This is a genomic window from Chryseobacterium sp. 7, assembly GCF_003663845.1.
Lineage (GTDB): Bacteria > Bacteroidota > Bacteroidia > Flavobacteriales > Weeksellaceae > Chryseobacterium.
Genome location: NZ_RCCA01000001.1, coordinates 1,872,768 through 1,892,393, shown reverse-complemented (window position 1 = coordinate 1,892,393; position 19,626 = coordinate 1,872,768). Strand labels below are relative to the sequence as shown.

Annotated in this window: 18 protein-coding genes; 8 read left to right on the top strand and 10 right to left on the bottom strand. The window is 36.8% G+C overall.

Translation table 11 applies throughout. From position 1 onward, the window contains the following. Positions 1-3: 3 nt before the first annotated feature. The 7 genes from CLU97_RS08675 to CLU97_RS08650 form a co-directional block, all read right to left on the bottom strand. Positions 4-1,791 (bottom strand): BamA/TamA family outer membrane protein, encoded by a 1,788-nt coding sequence (locus CLU97_RS08675; protein WP_228437593.1) that lies wholly within the window; start codon positions 1,789-1,791, stop codon positions 4-6. Further along, complete coding sequence (locus tag CLU97_RS24000) at positions 1,719-2,366, bottom strand: patatin-like phospholipase family protein (RefSeq protein ID WP_228437591.1); 648 nt, start codon at positions 2,364-2,366, stop codon at positions 1,719-1,721. The genes CLU97_RS08675 and CLU97_RS24000 overlap by 73 nt, the downstream gene beginning before the upstream one ends. 184 nt (positions 2,367-2,550) lie before the next feature. Beyond that, positions 2,551-5,238, bottom strand: a complete 2,688-nt coding sequence (locus CLU97_RS08670) for a PD-(D/E)XK nuclease family protein (protein WP_121487572.1) — start codon at positions 5,236-5,238, stop codon at positions 2,551-2,553. After that, positions 5,235-5,771 carry a DUF922 domain-containing protein gene (locus CLU97_RS08665; protein ID WP_121487571.1) on the bottom strand — a complete coding sequence of 179 codons (537 nt, stop codon included), beginning with the start codon at positions 5,769-5,771 and terminating at the stop codon, positions 5,235-5,237. The genes CLU97_RS08670 and CLU97_RS08665 overlap by 4 nt, the downstream gene beginning before the upstream one ends. Beyond that, positions 5,771-6,175: a hypothetical protein gene (locus tag CLU97_RS08660; RefSeq protein WP_121487570.1), complete on the bottom strand. Its 405-nt coding sequence runs from the start codon at positions 6,173-6,175 to the stop codon at positions 5,771-5,773. The genes CLU97_RS08665 and CLU97_RS08660 overlap by 1 nt, the downstream gene beginning before the upstream one ends. Before the next feature lie 61 nt (positions 6,176-6,236). Beyond that, entirely contained in the window at positions 6,237-6,872 is a 636-nt protein-coding gene (rsmG, locus tag CLU97_RS08655) for a 16S rRNA (guanine(527)-N(7))-methyltransferase RsmG (protein ID WP_121487569.1), read from the bottom strand. A gap of 97 nt (positions 6,873-6,969) precedes the next feature. After that, positions 6,970-8,307 (bottom strand): M20/M25/M40 family metallo-hydrolase, encoded by a 1,338-nt coding sequence (locus CLU97_RS08650; protein ID WP_121487568.1) that lies wholly within the window; start codon positions 8,305-8,307, stop codon positions 6,970-6,972. A gap of 239 nt (positions 8,308-8,546) precedes the next feature. Between CLU97_RS08650 and CLU97_RS08645 the strand changes: the two genes are divergently transcribed. The 5 genes from CLU97_RS08645 to CLU97_RS08625 all read left to right on the top strand — a co-directional run bounded on the left by CLU97_RS08645 (position 8,547) and on the right by CLU97_RS08625 (position 14,171). Beyond that, the gene (locus tag CLU97_RS08645) at positions 8,547-9,740 is read left to right on the top strand and encodes a pyridoxal phosphate-dependent aminotransferase (RefSeq protein WP_121487567.1); all 1,194 of its coding nucleotides are present in this window, start codon (positions 8,547-8,549) and stop codon (positions 9,738-9,740) included. Between the two features lie 38 nt (positions 9,741-9,778). Further along, the gene (locus tag CLU97_RS08640) at positions 9,779-12,718 is read left to right on the top strand and encodes a M16 family metallopeptidase (protein ID WP_121487566.1); all 2,940 of its coding nucleotides are present in this window, start codon (positions 9,779-9,781) and stop codon (positions 12,716-12,718) included. Positions 12,719-12,867: 149 nt separating this feature from the next. After that, positions 12,868-13,500 carry a peroxiredoxin gene (locus CLU97_RS08635; protein WP_034698496.1) on the top strand — a complete coding sequence of 211 codons (633 nt, stop codon included), beginning with the start codon at positions 12,868-12,870 and terminating at the stop codon, positions 13,498-13,500. Positions 13,501-13,614: 114 nt separating this feature from the next. After that, positions 13,615-13,923, top strand: coding sequence for a thioredoxin family protein (locus CLU97_RS08630; protein ID WP_034698499.1), 309 nt, complete (start codon positions 13,615-13,617; stop codon positions 13,921-13,923). Further along, positions 13,923-14,171: a DUF6952 family protein gene (locus CLU97_RS08625; protein ID WP_047495508.1), complete on the top strand. Its 249-nt coding sequence runs from the start codon at positions 13,923-13,925 to the stop codon at positions 14,169-14,171. The genes CLU97_RS08630 and CLU97_RS08625 overlap by 1 nt, the downstream gene beginning before the upstream one ends. A gap of 542 nt (positions 14,172-14,713) precedes the next feature. On the opposite strand, the gene CLU97_RS08620 is transcribed toward CLU97_RS08625, so the two are convergent. The 3 genes from CLU97_RS08620 to CLU97_RS08610 are packed head-to-tail and all read right to left on the bottom strand — an operon-like array spanning position 14,714 to position 16,961. Then, positions 14,714-15,403, bottom strand: coding sequence for a Bax inhibitor-1 family protein (locus CLU97_RS08620; RefSeq protein ID WP_121487565.1), 690 nt, complete (start codon positions 15,401-15,403; stop codon positions 14,714-14,716). 39 nt (positions 15,404-15,442) lie between these two features. Further along, entirely contained in the window at positions 15,443-15,880 is a 438-nt protein-coding gene (locus CLU97_RS08615) for a peptidylprolyl isomerase (protein WP_228437589.1), read from the bottom strand. Between the two features lie 46 nt (positions 15,881-15,926). Continuing rightward, positions 15,927-16,961: an acyl-CoA reductase gene (locus tag CLU97_RS08610; protein WP_121487563.1), complete on the bottom strand. Its 1,035-nt coding sequence runs from the start codon at positions 16,959-16,961 to the stop codon at positions 15,927-15,929. A 59-nt stretch (positions 16,962-17,020) separates the two neighbouring features. Between CLU97_RS08610 and CLU97_RS08605 the strand changes: the two genes are divergently transcribed. From CLU97_RS08605 to CLU97_RS08595, 3 genes are all read left to right on the top strand, one after another. Beyond that, the gene (locus tag CLU97_RS08605) at positions 17,021-17,371 is read left to right on the top strand and encodes a 4Fe-4S binding protein (RefSeq protein WP_105702977.1); all 351 of its coding nucleotides are present in this window, start codon (positions 17,021-17,023) and stop codon (positions 17,369-17,371) included. A 111-nt stretch (positions 17,372-17,482) separates the two neighbouring features. Then, positions 17,483-18,547 carry a 3-phosphoserine/phosphohydroxythreonine transaminase gene (gene serC, locus CLU97_RS08600; protein ID WP_121487562.1) on the top strand — a complete coding sequence of 355 codons (1,065 nt, stop codon included), beginning with the start codon at positions 17,483-17,485 and terminating at the stop codon, positions 18,545-18,547. 111 nt (positions 18,548-18,658) lie between these two features. Then, positions 18,659-19,624: a D-2-hydroxyacid dehydrogenase gene (locus tag CLU97_RS08595; RefSeq protein ID WP_121487561.1), complete on the top strand. Its 966-nt coding sequence runs from the start codon at positions 18,659-18,661 to the stop codon at positions 19,622-19,624. Positions 19,625-19,626 lie beyond the last annotated feature (2 nt).

The window sequence follows — 19,626 nt, the reverse complement described above, 5'->3', positions numbered from 1 at the left end:
TTCCTAGAATTTAAATCCAACGCTGAAATAAATCCTTGAAAAATCAAGCTGGCTGTTTCTGGAAAGATTTATACTGATAGGGCCTATAAGAGATTCATATCCAAGGTTTATCCCATACCCGAACATATCAAAACTGTTGTTGAAAGGGGAAAGCTCTTCACTCACTTTTCCATAGCTGAAAGAAGGGGTAAGATACAGTTTTTTCATAATTCTGTACTGAAATGCAACCGAAGCCTTAGCTACCGAAGTCATCGGAAGCTCTTTCTGGCGAAGACCATTGAATTCAGGACTTAACAGATCATAATTGTATTCACTACCACCCAAATTATATTTCTGATTCAGAAACAAATACGGAACCTGATCATCTCTTTTTGCACCAAAACTTGCTCCCAGAAACACATTAGCTTTTAAAGTAAGCCTTCTTGTGATCGGCTGGTAAAAGTTTTCATTTAAAGTAAAAGAAATCAGATTTTTAGGTTCATAATAATAAGGATCTTTCGGGTTAAGAATCAGATTCAAAAGAGGCTGCACCGTTTCCAGGTCATAAAGCTGATATCGGTCGCCATAATAAAATCTTGTGCTCACCTGAAGATGATTCCCTTTCGTTGTAAAATATCTTTTGTTGAGATTGTTCTGTTCAAATTTCAGGAAAGTATTGAAATTGCTGTGGTTATATAGTTTTTTACTGTAATTATCTACTTTAGACTGGTCTACTTTGTCCAGTAAACTGTACATTCTTTCTGTGCTGAATTCCGTTCCCACAGAAAAATATGCATTGGGGCTGATATTATAATTCAGGGCAATTTTTCCGGTAATATTGCGGTACATATGGTTCGGAAAACGGTCACTGCCATCTTCGTTTACATCATATAGCCTGAAATTCAAGTCATTACTTTTCAGATTCACCATTTTGGCTTCCAGATCCAGCCATAAACGTTCTCCACTATCTAAAAACTGCTGGTAAGCCAGCTTAGCTTTGAAACGTTCGGAAATATCTACCGTTGCAAGAAATCTTGATCTGTTCAGAAGAATATTTCTGTAAGTGTAGTTTACAATAATTCCCACAGATTGTTCTGTATCATAGTGCAGAGCCAGTTTAAACGCACCTTTTTTCGCTCTTTTCACAAAGATATTCATCACAAGCCCATCGTTTACATTGGTGTAGGTATAATATACCTTTACATATTGGCGCATCCCGAATACACGGTCAATGGCTTCATTAACCGTTTTTGCATCGTAATACTTCCCTTCTGTAAGTCCCATCTGTCTTTTCAGCACTTCAATCTCTGCCGAATCTGTAATAGGGGTTCCGTCTTCTTCGTTAAAAGTGAATTTTGTGGTAGGCAGTTTTACCTCTTCGATCATCGTATGCTCATACTTGATTCCCAATTTTCTTTGGGCTTCTGCCAAGGCCACAAACTCAGGGAGATGTTTCCTTGCTTCAACCTCTCCTATTTTGATGATTTTTCTGAATTTAGCAAAATCTTTTGTTGTAATATCTCCTAACGGATCTACAAAGTCTACAAGGATATTAGATAGGTCTTTTTGATGTTTAAAATCTTCTACGGAACGGATAGCATGGGTCTGATAGATCATCTTCATCGGATTCTCAATTTCTTTTTTGGTAAAAAGTCTGAAACCGGTGTATCCTCCAATCACAAAATCGGCACCCATCTCACGAACCTCATTAGCCGGATAATTACGGTCTAATCCACCATCTACCAAAAGCTTTCCGTCAATATAAACAGGTGCAAAAGCCGCAGGAATGGCCAGTGTAGAACGGATAGCCAATGGTAATGAACCTTTTTTTGCATTACAAGTCCTCCGTTCTCAATATCGGATGAAGTAAGCTGAACAGGAATTCTTAGTTGGCTGAAATCATTAATATGTTTGGCGTTAAAAGTAAGAGTATTAAGCACTTCTCCCATATATTGCCCTTCAATATAAGAGCTTGGAAGCGTAGGAATTCCTTTTACTACAGGAAATTCCAGAATATATTTGTCGTACTCATCTTTTTCGCTGATATTGACTTTATTGTAAGGGATTTTATTGCTCAGAATTCTGTTCCAGTCCATTTTATAGACCGTATGCTTCAGCTCGTCAGCGTTATACCCCATCGCATATAACCCACCCAAAATTCCTCCCATACTGGTTCCTGTGATATAATCCACTTTTATTCCCAGGGAGTCGATCATCTTTAAAATCCCAATGTGTGCAAACCCTTTTGCACCGCCTCCACTGAGAGCAAGCCCAAATTTAGTGTCTTTGGTCACGTTTTTAAGAGCAATATTCAGGGAATCATTTTTTTGCTGAGATTGAACAATAAGAGAAATAGCGATCGCTAAAAATATCAGGATTTTTTTCATTGGTGATTCTTTGTGTGTGCTATTACAACTTTAAAAGTTTATGAAGGAGTAAAGATACACAAAAAGTAACCTGCATAAATGGCTCTTTTTATGAAATAAGAAATTGAATCTGCACCTGTTATTAAAAATAAATAACCATCTGATTTTCAGACAAAAAAACTCACCTCATCAACGTTAAATCTCTTTAATACGTTTTTATAGTTTCAACAAAATTAATATCCGGATTCAGGATTTCAAGAATAAGACTTCTGACAGATTTCATGGCATCATCAATATTTCCTTTGTCAAACTGCAGAGAAACCATTCCTTTTTTGGCATCAGCGAAACTCCAGATTCCTGTTTCTATCGGGAAGCCCCAAAACTCAGGAAGATGCTGTACTACGTAATGATAAATACAAAGCTGAAGAGCCTGTTTTCTGTCGCTGTTATGAAAATATTCATCTACATTATCCTGATCAATTTTTACCGTAAGGTTTTTGATTTTGGCTGTTTTATAATCAATAATTCTAAGCGTTCCGTTCAGTTTATCAATCCTGTCAATATATCCCATGAAGGAAATTTTATCATTTCCATCAAGAGGAAAATCTATGTTTTCAAACTTTCTTTCGATGTCTACAATCTCCAGTTTGTTACCTTGCTTTATGAGTTCAAGATCATGATTCAGAACATTTTCAATTACTTTTTTTGCAATGGCTTTATGGATATAATTCATCCCTTTTTCATAGAATTCCGGCTGATGTTTCAGCTTTTCAATGGCAATATTTATATATTGATCTATCGCTTTAACTGAATTCTTTAAATCACTTTCTTTTAAAACCTTACCCTTTAAAACCTCATACACTTCTTGAAGTGAATAATGCACCAGATTTCCGTAGTTTTTTACAGACAATTCTTCTTCAATTTCATCTGTTTCCGAAGTATTCAAAATCTTGGAAAGGTAAAAATCAATCGGATTGTAGAGGTAGCTTGTAAGGTGGGAAGCTGATACTTTCCCCTTCCATTTCTGAAGGCGATCCTGTACAATCTGTGTCTTTGTAATTTCTATCGGTTTGGTTGTAATGGGCTCGGAAGAGTTTTCAATAATCAAATGCTCTATTTCATGGGAGCTTTCCATTTCGATCTGTGTAATGAACCTGCTTTTTTCTCCGGTATTTACTCCGGAACTTAATGCATTGTACAACAAATGGACGTTTTGGGCATCCTGAATCAATCTGTAAAAGTGATAGGCATAAATGCTGTCATTCTCAAGGAAAGTATGCAGGTCAAAGAACCTTCGGATATCAAAAGGAATATAGGTGTTCTGCGAGTTTCCAAGAGGAAGTTTCCCCTCGTTTACGGAAAGGAGAATAACGTTTTCAAAATTCAGGAGACGCGTTTCCAATAATCCCATGATCTGTAACCCTCTCAACGGCTCTCCCTGGAAGTCAATACTCTCAGAGTTGATATACTGGTTGATCAGAATTTCCAGCGTTTCCATTTTGATCTCAATATTGTAAGGAGTCAGCTGGTTTTTAATGATTCTAAACGCATTTTCAAAGTGAGAGACATTCTCATACTGAATATCGTCTATTTCCAGCCATTTTACCTGCTGGCAGAATTCAATCAGCATATCCAGATAGATATTGGTGCTGGCAGCTTTCTGAAGAAGCCCGATATAGGACAGCCCGCCAAGTAATTCATGCAAAAGTTTCTTAGAAATATAAACGATATTTCTCTCTTCTACTTTGGCTTTAAAATCATTGATGATCTGTTCATCTTCCACAGATTTCGGCAGTTCTTCCAGAATCGGGAAAACATCTCTGTAATAATAGGAAGATTTGTTTTTTTCCAGTTGTTTCTGCAGATAGAAAAGACGTTTAACCGCATTAGAGAAAGATAAATTTTTCAATGGGAATCCCATTGTAATATTCAAATTATCAACACCATGCATTACGTCAAGGCTGGCAGGAAGAAGGTTTTCATCCAGCAGTACCACTGCAGTATTGGAATAGGTTTTATTATTGATCTCTTTAAAGATCTCAGGCAGTACTTTGGTCTGGGTTACATTCCCGGAGACTTCATATACCTTAATTTTTTTAGGTTGATTAAAATCGTCTTCTATCCATTGAAAAGCTCTGTTATCATCAAATTCTTTCCATGTTTTATGATTCCTCAGGAATTTTCCGGCTTCCTGTCTTTCATCATCGAAATAATAACGGTCTGCCTGAAAAAAACACTGCGCTTTATTCCACTGCAAAAGACTTCTTACCAGCTTTTCTTCTACCGGAGTAAAGGCGTTGAATCCGCAAAAAACGAACTGTTCCTTGGTATTTTTAGCAAAATCAACAATCTTAGCTTTGGCGGCTTCATGAATCATTCCCGAAGTAGCCCAGTTTTTTTCCTGCAGCCTTTCTTTTAAAACGGGAAGAAAAACGTTCATATTCTGCCAGAAATTAAGAAACTTCTTTCTTGGGACATCATCGTCCTCACCAAGGTCCTGAGCCCATTCTTTGATCCTTTCTTCATCAAACATATACTGAAGAACGGCCTGATCACTGTCTGAGAACTTGAGAATATCATCCCAATCCTTTTGGAGTGTAGGAAACCACTTCAGAAAGTCTGAAAAATCATCTCTTGGAATAAGATTCAGACTTCGGTATACATCAAATGAAAAGAGCCACAGCGGAATTCCCTGAATGGGCTGCTGATCGGCAATTTTATTAATAAGTTCTTCTACAGTAAAAAAGTTGGGAAGAAACCCGGAATAATTATTTTCCTCTAAGATCTGCCTGATAAACACAATGGGACGTTTTCCGGGCAGAATGATATTAAACGCAGAAAGATCCGTGTTTTGGGCTAGCAGTTCGTGGATGATCTTATTGAGGAATTTCAATTGGCTTGGTAGCTTTTTAAGTTGTCTAGTTCTTCTGAAATCGTGTTATTATATTCTGTTTGTTTTTCTTTGTCAATTCCGTGGCGGGTATCTCTGTCATAAGCCATCTGGAAGTTTTTATATTCTGCGGAAATCCCATCATAAATAGTCTGGAAATATTTATTATAATCTCCTGATGTTCTGATTTTTTCAGCAACGACCTTCCTGAATTTCCTCACAAATAATTCTGCAATGTCAAAATGCTTCTGCTCATGCAGCAGGATATAATCATCCATTCTTTTGACATCTTTCCAGGATTTTTCTTCGTGAAACAGCGACGTAATGGTGATCTTAACCGGTTCTTTTGGATTGGAGGATTTTACGGAATAAAATTCCCAGCCACAATGCGTGTACGCTGCTATATCAGGGTTATTTTTTTTATTAACCGGACTTTTAAAATTATCCCACGTAAGTTTCCTGCCCTCTTCCCAGAAAATTTTCTGTCCGGCCACAGCCTGAGCTGCCAATACACACAATACAAAAGTCAATCTCATTATTCCACTACAATTGTTTTGGTAATCCAATTATTTCCACCATTCCAGAATTTAAAAGTATAGGTTCCTTTTTTCTGAGGACTGAAGTTGATTTGGCTTGCTCCTACATAATTTCCCTGTGTACAGGGTCCGTTTGTGATATATTTATAGGAAGTAACCGTTCTTTCCAGGTTATTATTGTAAATATAATCATATCCGTAGAAACCTTCGCAGTGAGACGGATAGGTGGAATAAGTCTTTATGCTCTGTATGCCAAAAACGTCCATGGTATCATTGACGATCCTGACGCTGTCTATCTTGATTTTATCAATAGATTCGATGGTTTGGTAATCATCATCATTACATGAAACCAGAAGCACGCCCAACACGAATACTGAAAATCCAATATTTAAAAGTTTTTTCATAACCTTTACTTTTCTGATTATTAACAAATATTAGCAAAAATTATTCCTTATTTACATAAAATTAGGAATTAAAATTACCTTTTGATACATAAACTACTTTTTTAGTATCAAAAAATTCTTCATCAAAATAGTGTTTAAGATTAAAAATTTCACATTTAAGTCCGGCAAGCTCTTCTGCAAGATCTCCGCCTTTCAAATATAAAATCCCGTTATGCTTAGCGTTAAACTGTTCTTTTTCAAATTTCCCTTTCAGCCATCTTAAAAATTCCGGCATTTGGGTTACTGCTCTGCTGACTACAAAGTGGAATTTCTCTTTCAGCTTTTCTGCTCTTCCATGGATAGCTGTTACATTGGTTAATCCTACTCCGTCCGCTACAGCCTGTACTACACTGATTTTCTTTCCGATAGAATCAATTAGAGTAAACTCTGTGTCAGGAAAAAGGATCGCCAAAGGAATACCCGGAAAACCGCCTCCTGTCCCGATATCCAACACTTTGGTTCCTGGTGCAAATTCCATCACTTTTGCAATTCCCAAAGAGTGCAGAATGTGCTTTTCATACAGCGATTCCATATCTTTTCTGGAAATTACGTTGATCTTTTCGTTCCATTCGTTGTACAGATTTTCCAGTTTGGAGAACTGTTCTTTCTGTTTTTCAGTAAGATCCGGGAAATATTTTAATAGTAACGATGCAGACATGTGAATTATTATAAAGCGCAAAAATAAGTTTTATTTCTCTTGTATTCAAATCTACTTTCCTGATCCGGGTGTAAACTCAGCTTTTCAGTACAATCCGTTACTTTGCAATTCCCGGAATTACAGGTACACTAAGGTTTCCTGACTGATTGACGGACTGTACCGCAAAAATATAATTGTCTTTCGAAAGCGGAACTTTTATGGAAAGTCCTGTTGTGAATATTTTTTTCTGCCATACCGGACTATCTGTTTCCCTTGTCAGCACGTAATAACCAATTGGTGTTCCGGATTTTGGCTTTTCCCAATGCAAAGTTGTTGAATTCGTCAGTTCTTTCACCTCCATTTCTACTTTTTCCGGCTTTGAAGTGGATTTTGCAAGACTTGCCAGTACCGCAACATTGGCTGCAACATTCTTTTTCAGATATTTAAAATCTATAAATTCCGGAAGATCACCGTACTGCTTATTGTTTTCTATTCTGATATCCTGATGCTGGTGATCATAGTTTTCATAATATTCAGTGAGTCTTACGGAAGGAAATCCGTTATTGACAAAGCTGGTATGGTCTCCTCCACGCAAAAATCGGTCATTTCTGTAGATCAATTTTATTTCAAGCCCTTTAACATATTGTTCTGTGATCTCTTTGATATAACGAGCTAGCTGTCTGGATTCGCTGTCATTTTCGAAACCCAGATTCCTGATCGTCATTGCTCTTTTGTCCAGATCTTTATAAGGCATCCCCTCACTGAATACACGAAGGATACGGGTATTGATTTCTCCTGTTTCTCCAGCTTTAGGATTACCAATCATATCATTATTCAAAACGGCTTCCAGTTGTAGATTTTCTCTTTTAATCTTTTCCGCCAATTGTTTAGAACCCAATAACGACTGCTCTTCCCCGGAAAAAGCCACAAAGATGATGGATGCAGGAAATGAAGATTTACTCAATATTCTTGCGGATTCTATAACCGCACTTACACCACTTCCGTCATCATTAGCTCCGGGTGCTATGGAAGTTCTGTTCATCACATCCGTCACTCTTGAATCAAGATGTCCTCCGATCAGGAAAATCCTTTTGTCGCTAGGGTCTGTTCCCTTCAGAAAAGCAACGGCATTTCCAAGATTTACTGCTTTATCAATTCTTTTTCCATCAGGCTGAATGTCTTCCTGCTGAAGATAGACTTCCATTCTGCCTCCGGAATTTTTAGCATAACCGTTGAATTTTTTAATCACCCAGTTTCTTGCTGCACCTATTCCCTGCTTGGGATCATCTGTTGTACTTAAAGTGTGTCTTGTTCCAAAGCTTACCATTTTTCCGATATAAGATTTTAGCGAATCTTCGTTTACTTGTGAAACATACTTTTTCACTTCCTCATCTTTTGATTGTTTCTGTGCGAAAACAGTACAGGAAACCAGCAATAAAAAAACGGAATATTTCATAGAATCAGTCTTAGATGGTTTAAAGATACAAAACCCTTCGTTTCATCAATCATTTTTATTCCCTGGGCTCCTGTGTTCCGATTGTTATTTGCTCAATTGATTCTATTTCTTAATGAAACTGTATCCCTTTTCACTATCAATTTTTGTCCAAAACCTGATAAAAATCTCTAAAGCAAACCCATTTTTATTATCCTCACAAGGCGTTTTTATTATATATTTGTTAAAATTCAAAAAATACAATGGATAAACTTTCAGATAGAGTAAACAGATTAGGATACTCACAGACATTTGTTATGTCAAACAAAGCCAGAGAAATGAAAGCGAACGGAATAGATGTAATCAGCTTAACTCTTGGCGAGCCGGATTTCGATGTTCCGGATAATATCAAACAGGCAGCTTTCGATGCTATCAATCAAAATTACAGCCACTACTCTCCTGTTCCGGGATTTCTGGAACTGCGTGAGGCTATTGCAAATAAATTAAAAAGAGATAATAACCTGGAATACAAACCTACTCAGATCTGTGTTTCCAATGGTGCAAAACAGTCTATTATCAATGTTTTAGCAGCTATTATTAATGATGGGGATGAAGTTCTTCTTCCTGCCCCTTATTGGGTAAGCTATGATGAAATGGTAAAAATGATGGGTGGAACTTCCGTAATCCTTCCTACCTCTTACGTTACCGATTTCAAAGTGACTGCAGAACAGCTTGAAGAAGCGATAACGGAGAAGACTAAAGCGGTACTTTTCAGTTCACCATGTAATCCTTCAGGAGGATATTATACGTATGACGAATTAAAATCTATCGCAAAAGTGATTGCTAAATACCCTCAGGTAACCATCATTTCCGATGAGATTTATGAATATATCAATTACGAAACAAAAACGGCTTCCATTGCTCAGTTTCCGGAAGTATATGAACAGACAGCTGTAATCAACGGAATGTCAAAAGCATTTGCAATGACGGGATGGAGAATCGGGTATTCTGCATGTCCGGAATGGCTGGCAAAAGCTTGTGAAAAAGTACAGGGACAAATGACCAGCGGGGCTAATACAGTAGCACAGAGAGCGTCTATCACCGCACTGGAAACAGATCCTTCTGAGTACAGATACATGATTGATGCTTTCAAAAAAAGAAGAGATCTTGTATTTGAGCTGATGAAAGAAATCCCAGGATTCAAAGTAGTGCTTCCAAAGGCTGCCTTCTATTTCTTTCCGGATATTTCACACTATATCGGAAAAACGCTGAACGGTACAGAAATTAAAAACTCCGATGACTTTGCCATGTTCCTTCTGGAAAATGCTCATGTAGGATGCGTAGGCGGATTCTCTTTCGGAAGCCCGGAATGTATCAGGTTCTCTTATGCAGCTTCTGAGAAAGATTTAAGAGAAGCTATGAAACGAATTAAAGATTTATTAGACTCATTCAATTAATATCAACCTATATTAATCAAAAATAAAACGCAACAGCAATGAATCTGTTAAAAAAACTAACCATCGCTACCAGTATTGCCGCCGCAAGTTTCGCAGGACATGCTTTTGGCCAGGATTTCCAGTGGAAAGAAGCTAATTCTAATGGCTACAAGTACAAATACGTAACCAATGACCCTACTTCCGCAAGGTATTACACGCTGAAAAACGGATTAACGGTTATTTTGAGTCCTACAAATAAGGATCCGAGAATACAAACGTATATTGCCACAAAAGCCGGAAGCAAAACCGACCCTGCAGATCATACAGGTCTTGCCCATTATCTGGAGCACATGCTTTTCAAAGGAACGAATCAGTTCGGATCTAAAGACTGGGCGAAAGAAAAACCTCTTTTAGACCAGATTGATGCTCTTTACGAAAAGTATAATCAGACGAAGGACGAGGCCAAAAGAAAAGAAATCTACAAAGAAATTGACAGGGTTTCCGGAGAAGCAGCCAAATATGCCATTGCAAACGAATACGATAAAATGATGGCTGGTATGGGAGCTGACGGTACCAATGCCTTCACTTCTTTTGAACAGACGGTGTACACGGAAGATGTACCTGCCAATGTTCTTGACAAATTCCTTGCTGTACAGGCTGAAAGATTCAGAGAGCCTGTTTTAAGATTATTCCACACAGAACTTGAGGCTGTATATGAAGAAAAAAACAGATCTCTTGATGATGACGGAGATAAAGTTTTCGACACGATGTTTGCCAATCTTTTCCCTAACAACAATTACGGAAAGCAAACCACTATCGGAACCATTGAACACCTGAAAAATCCTTCTCTGCACGCGATTAGAGAATACTACAATAATTATTATGTTCCTAACAACATGGGAATCATTATGTCCGGAGACTTTAATCCGGATGAAGTAATTGCAAAGATTGACAAGGCTTTCTCTTATATGAAGCCTAAAGCGATTCCTGAATATAAAGTAGGACAGGAAAAAGCGATCACTGCTCCGATTGTAAAAGAGGTTGTAGGACCCAATCCTGAAAACGTAATGCTAGGTTTCAGATTTCCGGGAGCTTCTACCAAAGATGCCAGAATGCTGAACCTTGTCGGAAATATGCTTACCAACGGACAAGCCGGATTAATTGACCTTGATTTGGTAAAAAAACAAAAGTTACTGGGCGCTTACGCAGGTTCTTATGCTTTAAAGGATTATTCCGTTTTACTTTTACAGGGAAAACCTACTGAAGGACAGTCTCTGGATGAAGTAAAGAATCTTCTTCTACAGGAAATTGATAAATTAAGAAAAGGAGATTTTTCTGATGACCTTATCCAGTCTATCGTGAACAACGAAAAGAAAGGAATTATTCAGAAAGATGAGAAATATTCGTCAAGAGCAAGTATTTTGATGGATGAATTCACTTCAGATGTTGACCACAAAGCATCGTTGGAATATGTGGATGAAATTTCAAAACTGACGAAAAAAGATATCATGGATTTCGTATCCAAATATCTTCAGAACAACAATTACGTTGCAGTTTACAAAAGAAAAGGAGAAGATAAAAGCATTGTAAAAGTTGACAAACCGACTATCACTCCTGTTTCCGTTAACAGAGAAGATCAGTCGCCTTTCCTTAAGAAAATTGATGCAATGCCAGAAAACCCTATCGCTCCGGTATGGTTGAACTATGATAAAGACATTGCTAAAAATAAATTAGCTGATGTAGATGTACTATCTGTAAAAAATACAGACAATGCATTATTCAGAATGTACTACCACTTTGATTCAGGAAAATGGAACAACAAAATTCTTCCATTGGCTGCAGAATATCTTCAGTATCTAGGAACAAAAGACAAATCTTCTGAGGTAATCAGTAAAGAGTTTTACAAGTTAGCATCAAGCTTCAATGTAGGAGCCGGAAACGAAGAAACGTATGTATCTCTTGAAGGTTTAAATGAAAACTTCGATAAAACAATTGCTTTATTTGAAGATCTGATTAAAAACTGCCAGGCAGATCAGGCAGCTCTTGATGCTTATAAAACAAGACTGAAGAAAGCCAGAGCGAACGCTAAGCAAAACAAAGGAACCATCATGGCAGGATTGAGAAGCTATGCTCAATATGGTGCACAGAATCCTTTCAACAATGTACTAAGCGATGCTGAACTAGACGCATTAAAAGCAGAAGATCTGATTAATGTGCTTCACGATTTGTTTAATTTCAAGCATAAAGTACTGTATTACGGTCCAAAATCAGGAAACGAAGTAGTAGCATCTTTAAAACCTGTTCACAAGCTTCCTGCAACTCTGAAAGATCTTCCTAAGTCTAAAACTTTTGCTCAGATCCCAACGGATAAGAACAAAGTACTATTTGCTCACTATGACATGGTACAGGCAGAAGTTTTCTGGGTAAGAAATTCTGACCCATACAATCCTTCTATGACTCCTACGGTAAGTTTATTCAACAATTATTTCGGGGGCGGAATGGGATCTATTGTATTCCAGACTATCAGAGAATCAAAAGCACTGGCTTATTCTACCTATTCTTATTTTGCCCTTCCAAGCAAGAAAACAGACAAGGATATGGTTATGGCTTATGTAGGAACACAGGCAGACAAATTCAATGAGTCTACAACGGCAATGAACGAGCTTCTGACTACCCTTCCAAAATCTGAGCAGTTATTCGAGACAGCCAAAAGCGGATTGAAAAAATCAATTGCTTCTGAAAGAATCACTCAGGACGGAATCATCTTTTCTTATCTGAAATCCCAAAGACTTGGAAACAACTTTGATATGAGAAAGAATGTCTACGAACAGGCACCAAAACTGTCTTTCACAGATATCAACTCCTTCCACGATAAGGAAATGAAAGATAAAAATTACACCTACTGTTTGGTGGCTTCTCAAGATAAAGTGAATGAGGCCGATATGAAAAAGTTAGGCGAAGTAAAAAAACTTAATTTAACTGAAATATTTGGTTATTAAAATAAACAAAAAGCCCTGATATCAGGGCTTTTTTATTTAACGACCCGCCAAAAACAATTATAGATTTTATTTATCGATTTTAGTTTGTTTGATAGATGAATCATTCATATATTTGCATTAGAAATTTAAATATAAAAACAGAAAAAATTATGTCTTTAGTAGGAAAAAAATTCCCAAATTTAACAATCGACGCAATGTCTGAAATGGGTGACGATTTAAGAATCAACATCCTTGATGAAGCAGTAAACAACCAGCAAAAAGTTCTTTTATTCTGGTACCCTAAAGATTTCACTTTCGTATGTCCTACTGAGCTTCACGCTTTCCAGGAGGCTTTAGGTGAATTCGAAAAAAGAAACACTAAAGTAATCGGTGCATCTTGTGATACTAACGAAGTACACTTCGCTTGGCTGAACACACCAAAAGATAACGGAGGAATTGAAGGAGTAACTTACCCACTTTTAGCGGATACACACAGACAATTGGCTAACACATTGGGAATTGTTGATCAGGATTTCGAATATGATGAAGATGGAAATGAAGTTTTCACAGGTTCTAACGTAACTTACAGAGCAACTTACCTTATCGACGAAACTGGAAAAATCTTCCACGAAGCAGTAAACGATATGCCTCTGGGAAGAAATGTAAAAGAATTCTTAAGATTAATTGACGCTTACACACACGTACAAAAACACGGTGAAGTATGCCCTGCAAACTGGGAAGAAGGAAAAGACGCTATGAAAGCTGACAGAACTTCTACAGCAGAATACTTAGCGAAGAACTAATATAATGTGTTAATTTGAAAATGAGATAATTTGAGAATTATCAAAAATTATCTCATTTTCTTCTTTATAAAGCATTGACACATTTTCAAATTAACAAATTTTCAAATTACAATCATGTACACAGAATTAACCGAAGATACATTACAAAATATAGTTAACGACAACGAAAAGGTAGTTGTGCAGTATGGCGCAACATGGTGTGGAAACTGCAGAATCATGAAGCCGAAATTCAAAAAATTAGCCTCTGAAAATGACTCTATTCCATTTTTATATGTAGATGCTGAAAAGCTTCCTGAAAGCAGAAAATTAGCAAAAGTAGACAACTTACCTACTTTCGCCATCTTTAAAAACGGAGAATTAGTGAACCAGGTTCAATCTAACCAGGCAGAAAGTTTAATTAACCTTTTTAACGAATTAGCATAATGAAATTACCCGTAATCAGACAGTTTTATCAGAATCAGACTCCTGAAAACCTTGAAAAAACATTAGAAGTACTGGAAAGTTTCTGCGAATTCAGAGGAACAAGTGAAGAAGATCTGAATGTTGCAGGAGAATTGATCACCAATATTTGCGGAGCTTTAGAAGTTCATAGCAATGTACAAAACGGAATGAGCGAAAAAGATGCTTTAAACTCTTTTGCTCAGAAGGTTTTAGGATCAATCGACAAATAACATCTTTCGGTTATTTTTAACCAAAAGACTGTAAAAGCACAAAATACAATACTCGAGGTTTTCCTCATTACTATACTTTTTTCTATTCTTTAAGAATCTTTTATTTCAACTGTAAAATGTACTTCAAAGGACTTCAACCAGTCACATGAGGCGGGAAGTTGCATGAAAAATTTTAAGGAATAACCAATTAAAATCCCGGTGATATTTTCATCAGGATTTTTTGGGTTTACGGTTTAAATCACGAATAGCACAAATATTTTTAACAAATAACACAAATAAATATATGCAATCATCTGTGTCAGTCCGTGAAATCTGTGGTTAAAAAATATTGCTTTAAAATCATTATAACTTTAGGCTAAACCTATTGGAATAAATCTTTAAAGATAAAAACAGGTTCCCTCCCCGATCAGGCACGTTCTTATTGGATTCGTGTTATCCGTGAAAACATTTGTGAACTTTGTGTTTAAATTTCGTGTTTAAATAATAAAAATCCCAATGAAAAATCACCGGGACTCTATTTTAAAGCTAAAATAACTTATCAGTTAACTTCTTCTGTTCATTAAAATACTTAGAATATACCAGAACAAAAGCATAATGGAAGCAAAAAGCTGTAATGCAGCTCCTACATATTGGTTCGTTCCATACGAATCTTTCAATTTACTTGTCTGATATAGAATTGTAACTGAAGCTAAAATTACCATTCCAACCGAGAACCACAGTCCAAGATTAAAACCAAAGATCATCCCTCCTACAATCAGTCCGATAGAAATAAATCCACCGATTACAATGATATTTCTTAAGAAAGAAAAATCTCTTTTAGAAGTAAATGCAACCGCGGAAATACCCGCAAACATAGCAATCGTTAAAGTAGCAGCCTGGAAAATTACATTAGCTCCTCCTTCAATATTAGTTGCAATAAAAAGTAGCGGCATGAAAATAATTGCTTCCAGCAAGATATAAAATCCTAACCCTAAATATTGAGTGGATTTACTTTGTGAAAGAGACCATTTGGAGGCTAAAACAGAAGCCAGCCAGAAAACTCCGATAATCAGCAGCCAGATATATCTTTGAGCGAACATCATTGCAATAAGCTCTGCTGGAACTGTTTTCAATAATATCGTTTCCACCCCAATAAACGCAAGAATAGATAAAGCAACATGCAAATACGTCTTCTTGTAAAAATTCGCTTTCTCCACGTCCGAAGAATGAGCGACTAAAACATCTGTCATCATAGTTAATATTTTTTTAATTAATCGAAAATAAATTTTATTCTATTTCGCAGGCAATACACCTAGGATTTTTCCATCATCCTCAAATACCGCAGTAATAGCTTCTTTGGAAGACGATTCTCCTGCATATTTATACTTAATACTTGGATGATTGGTGCCATCCATTGTCTTATAGTATCCTGCTTTTAAGATTTCAAGCTTTTTATTGGGGTCAATACCGTCCTTGACCTTTTTAAGGACATTATCCGTTACAATTTCCTTCACTTTCTCAGAAAGTAACCCATCAATAGTTGCACGGTCAGAAGCCTGTAAAGCATCTACAAACTTAAGGAAGTTATCATTATACAAACTGACTTTCTCCTTGCTGATAGTCGCCGGCTGCTCTTTCTTCTGTCCATTTTCTACCTTTACACCTGCTACCTTCTGCGCAAACACTAACTGCGCACCCACAAGAGCAAGTCCCAGCAATAATTTTTTCATAGTATTCATTTTTATCTGGTGAAATAAGTGATGGAAGATACGAAAATCAGACCAGTTCTAAAAATTTCATTATATCTACATTATCTGCATATGTTTCAAGTCCCGGATTTTGTGCTTCTCCAAACGGAATTGCATCCAGTCCAGTCTCCTCCTTTGCCACAACGCACTGGATATTTTCTTCGTTTTCAGCAATAAATGCTTTCACATCATCCAAAGATTTATATCTGCTGAAATTGATTACAGAAAGTGGACTGAACAGTTTATCATCTTCCTTCAGCATCACAAAATTATTATCCCAGAATTTATCCTGATTCAAAAGATAAACTGCTCTGTTATAATCATAATTATTGGCATATTTATTATGATTGATAATATCCTGGAAACCTAAGAAACTCTCAAATAATCTATCAATCACAAAATCCTGCGGAATAAAAATTCTTGTCACATTTCTGCATCCTAATCCAAAATACTGGAAAATATCTTTGGCCAGCAGCTCCAGTTCTTCTTGCGTTTCATCACCTTTCAACACCGCAACAGAGGTTCTGTTCTTGCGGATAATGCTTAAATGATTTTTAAAATAATATTCCAGATATCTGGCAGTATTATTACTTCCTGTAGCAATAACGGCATCAAAATTTTCTAATTTTTCTACAAATTCAAAAGCTACATTTCCATTAGAAAATTCATTCCACTTCTTTAATAAAAACGGAATCATATATTTATCTTTTGAAGACAGTTTAATGACAGGAATATGATTGCCTAAAACAACGGATATTACATCATGAAAGCCCACTAGAGGAATATTTCCGGCTAAAATAAGTCCAACTCTCTTTGAAATTTTAGAGATTGAATAATTTCCAAGCCAGTTTTTGATATTTTCTTCAGTCAGAAGATCTGCCCATTGCTGTAAAGCAAATTTCTGATTATCAATGGTAAACCACGGATTCTCTATTTCAGATCTTTTTAACAATAATTCAATATCTACATCATCTTCATTGTAATCTTCCGGTTTCTTCGCTAAAAACGCTTTTATATAATCACTTAATTTAATAAGTCCTAAAACTTGATTTTCGGTATTCATAATTACTTTAAAATTGGGGAATATTTTGTAATTTTGTGCAAATTTAAAAAAAATTAGCGATGGCTATTAAAATAACTGATGAATGCATTAACTGTGGAGCCTGCGAACCGGAATGCCCAAACAATGCAATATATGAAGGAGCTGTAGATTGGAAAGCTTCTGACGGTACGGCGCTTCAAGGTACTATTACAATGCCGTCGGGACTTACTGTAGATGCTAATTCACCACAGGAACCTGTAAGTGATGATGTATATTTCATTGTAACAGATAAATGTACAGAATGTAAAGGATTCCACGAAGAACCTCAGTGTGCAGCGGTATGCCCTGTAGACTGCTGTGTTCCTGACGAGGATCACGTAGAATCTGAAGAAGCTCTTCTTGACAAAAAAGCATTCTTACACGGAGAATAAAAAAATTCCGTCTCATGATCTGTGAGGCGGAATTTTTTGATCAAAAAGCACATTTAATCAAAAATAAAGCAGAAGGAGTTTCTAATCCTGAAGCACCAAAAAAATAAAAATATGAACAAAAAGCACAACTTCAGCGCAGGACCATGTATTTTACCACAAGAGGTATTTGAAAAATCAGCACAGGCGATCCTTGATTTTAACGGTATCGGATTGTCTCTTCTTGAAATTTCTCACAGGAGTAAGGATTTCGTTGCGGTAATGGACGAAGCGCGTGCGATTGTAAAAAGATTAATGAATCTTGGTGATGATTATGAAGTACTTTATTTAGGAGGAGGTGCCAGCCTGCAGTTTGCAATGGTTCCTTATAACCTGATGAAAGTAGGTGGAAAAGCAGCTTACCTGGATACAGGAACATGGGCAGCCGGAGCCATTAAAGAAGCAAAAAAAGTAGGAACAGTAGATGTAGTAGGTTCTTCAAAAGAAGAAAACTATTCTTTTATTCCTAAAGATTATACGGTAGGTGCAGAATACGATTATTTCCACTGTACTTCCAACAACACGATCTACGGAACTCAGATGAAATCTTTCCCCGAAGTGGATACGCTAATGGTCTGCGATATGAGTTCTGATATTTTCTCAAGACAGCTGGATTTCTCTAAATTTGATGTGATCTATGCCGGAGCTCAGAAAAACATGGGTCCTGCCGGAGTTACTTTAGTGGTGATTAAAAAAGAAATTCTTGGAAAAACAGGAAGAGAAAACATGTTCTCTATCCTGGATTATTCTCAGCACATTTCTAAAGAGTCTATGTACAATACTCCACCGGTATTTCCTGTATATGCCTCTTTGCTTACCCTTCAATATCTTGAAAGAAACGGAGGAATTGCAGCTGCAGAACAAAGAAATGAAGCTAAAGCAAAGCTTTTGTATGATGAAATAGACAGCAACCCGTTATTCGAAACTTTCTGCGTAAAAGAAGACCGTTCATTAATGAATGTTTCTTTCAAAATCACAGATGAAAGCAAAAAAGAAGAATTTGACAACGCATGGAAAGCTGCAGGAATCAGTGGACTAAACGGACACAGAAGCTTAGGCGGATACAGAGCAAGTTTATACAATGCCTTACCTATTGAAAGTGTGCAGGTTTTGGTGGATGTAATGAAGTCAATAAAATAGCTTATATTAGGCGACCAAAAAATAAAAAGATATCAGACAACAGATGTCGGATAACGGACCTCAAAATCTTGCTTCTGACATCTCTATCTAACATCTGTAATAAAATAACTCATGAAAGTTTTAGCAAACGACGGAATCTCAAAAGCAGGAGAACGCACTTTAAAAGAAGCCGGAATTGAAATTCTGGACAATAGAGTGGCTCAGGATCACGTTATTAATTTTATCAACGATAATAATGTGGACGTTCTTCTGGTAAGAAGTGCAACGAAAGTGAGACAGAATCTGATTGATGCATGCCCGGGTCTTAAAATCATCGGAAGAGGTGGTATCGGGATGGATAACATTGATGTGGAATATGCCAGAAGCAAAGGGATTAAAGTAATCAATACTCCTACAGCATCTTCAAAATCAGTGGCAGAATTGGTTTTCGGACATTTTCTTTCACTGGCAAGGTTCCTTCACGAATCGAACAGACTGATGCCTTTGGAAGGGGAAACTCATTTCAACGCTATGAAAAAGTCATTCAGCAATGCGTATGAACTTTCCGGAAAAACATTAGGAGTAATCGGTTTTGGAAGCATTGGTCAGGAAGTCATTAAGATTGGAATTGCTTTAGGAATGAAAGTAACCGTTCTTACAAGAAGCCCTAAAACAGAAGTTCTTACCCTGAATTTCTTCAACGGGCAGTCTGTGGACTTTGAAATCACTTCCACCAATGATATGGATGCATTTCTTAAAGATGCAGATTTCATCAGTATCAATACGCCGAAAACGAATGAATATATCATAGACACGCCTCAGTTTGAAAAAATGAAAGATGGGGTCTATATTGTAAATACTGCAAGAGGAGGTGTCATTAATGAAGTGACCCTTATTGACTATATCGAGTCAGGAAAAGTAGCCGGAGCGGCACTGGACGTTTTTGAAAACGAACCGAGCCCGGAACTGCCTTTACTAATGAACCCGGCATTATCACTTTCACCTCACGTAGGTGGCAATACAGTGGATGCGCAAGAAAAAATCGGTATCGAACTTGCAGAACAAATTATTAAGCTACAAAAAGAAACTATAAGATAAAT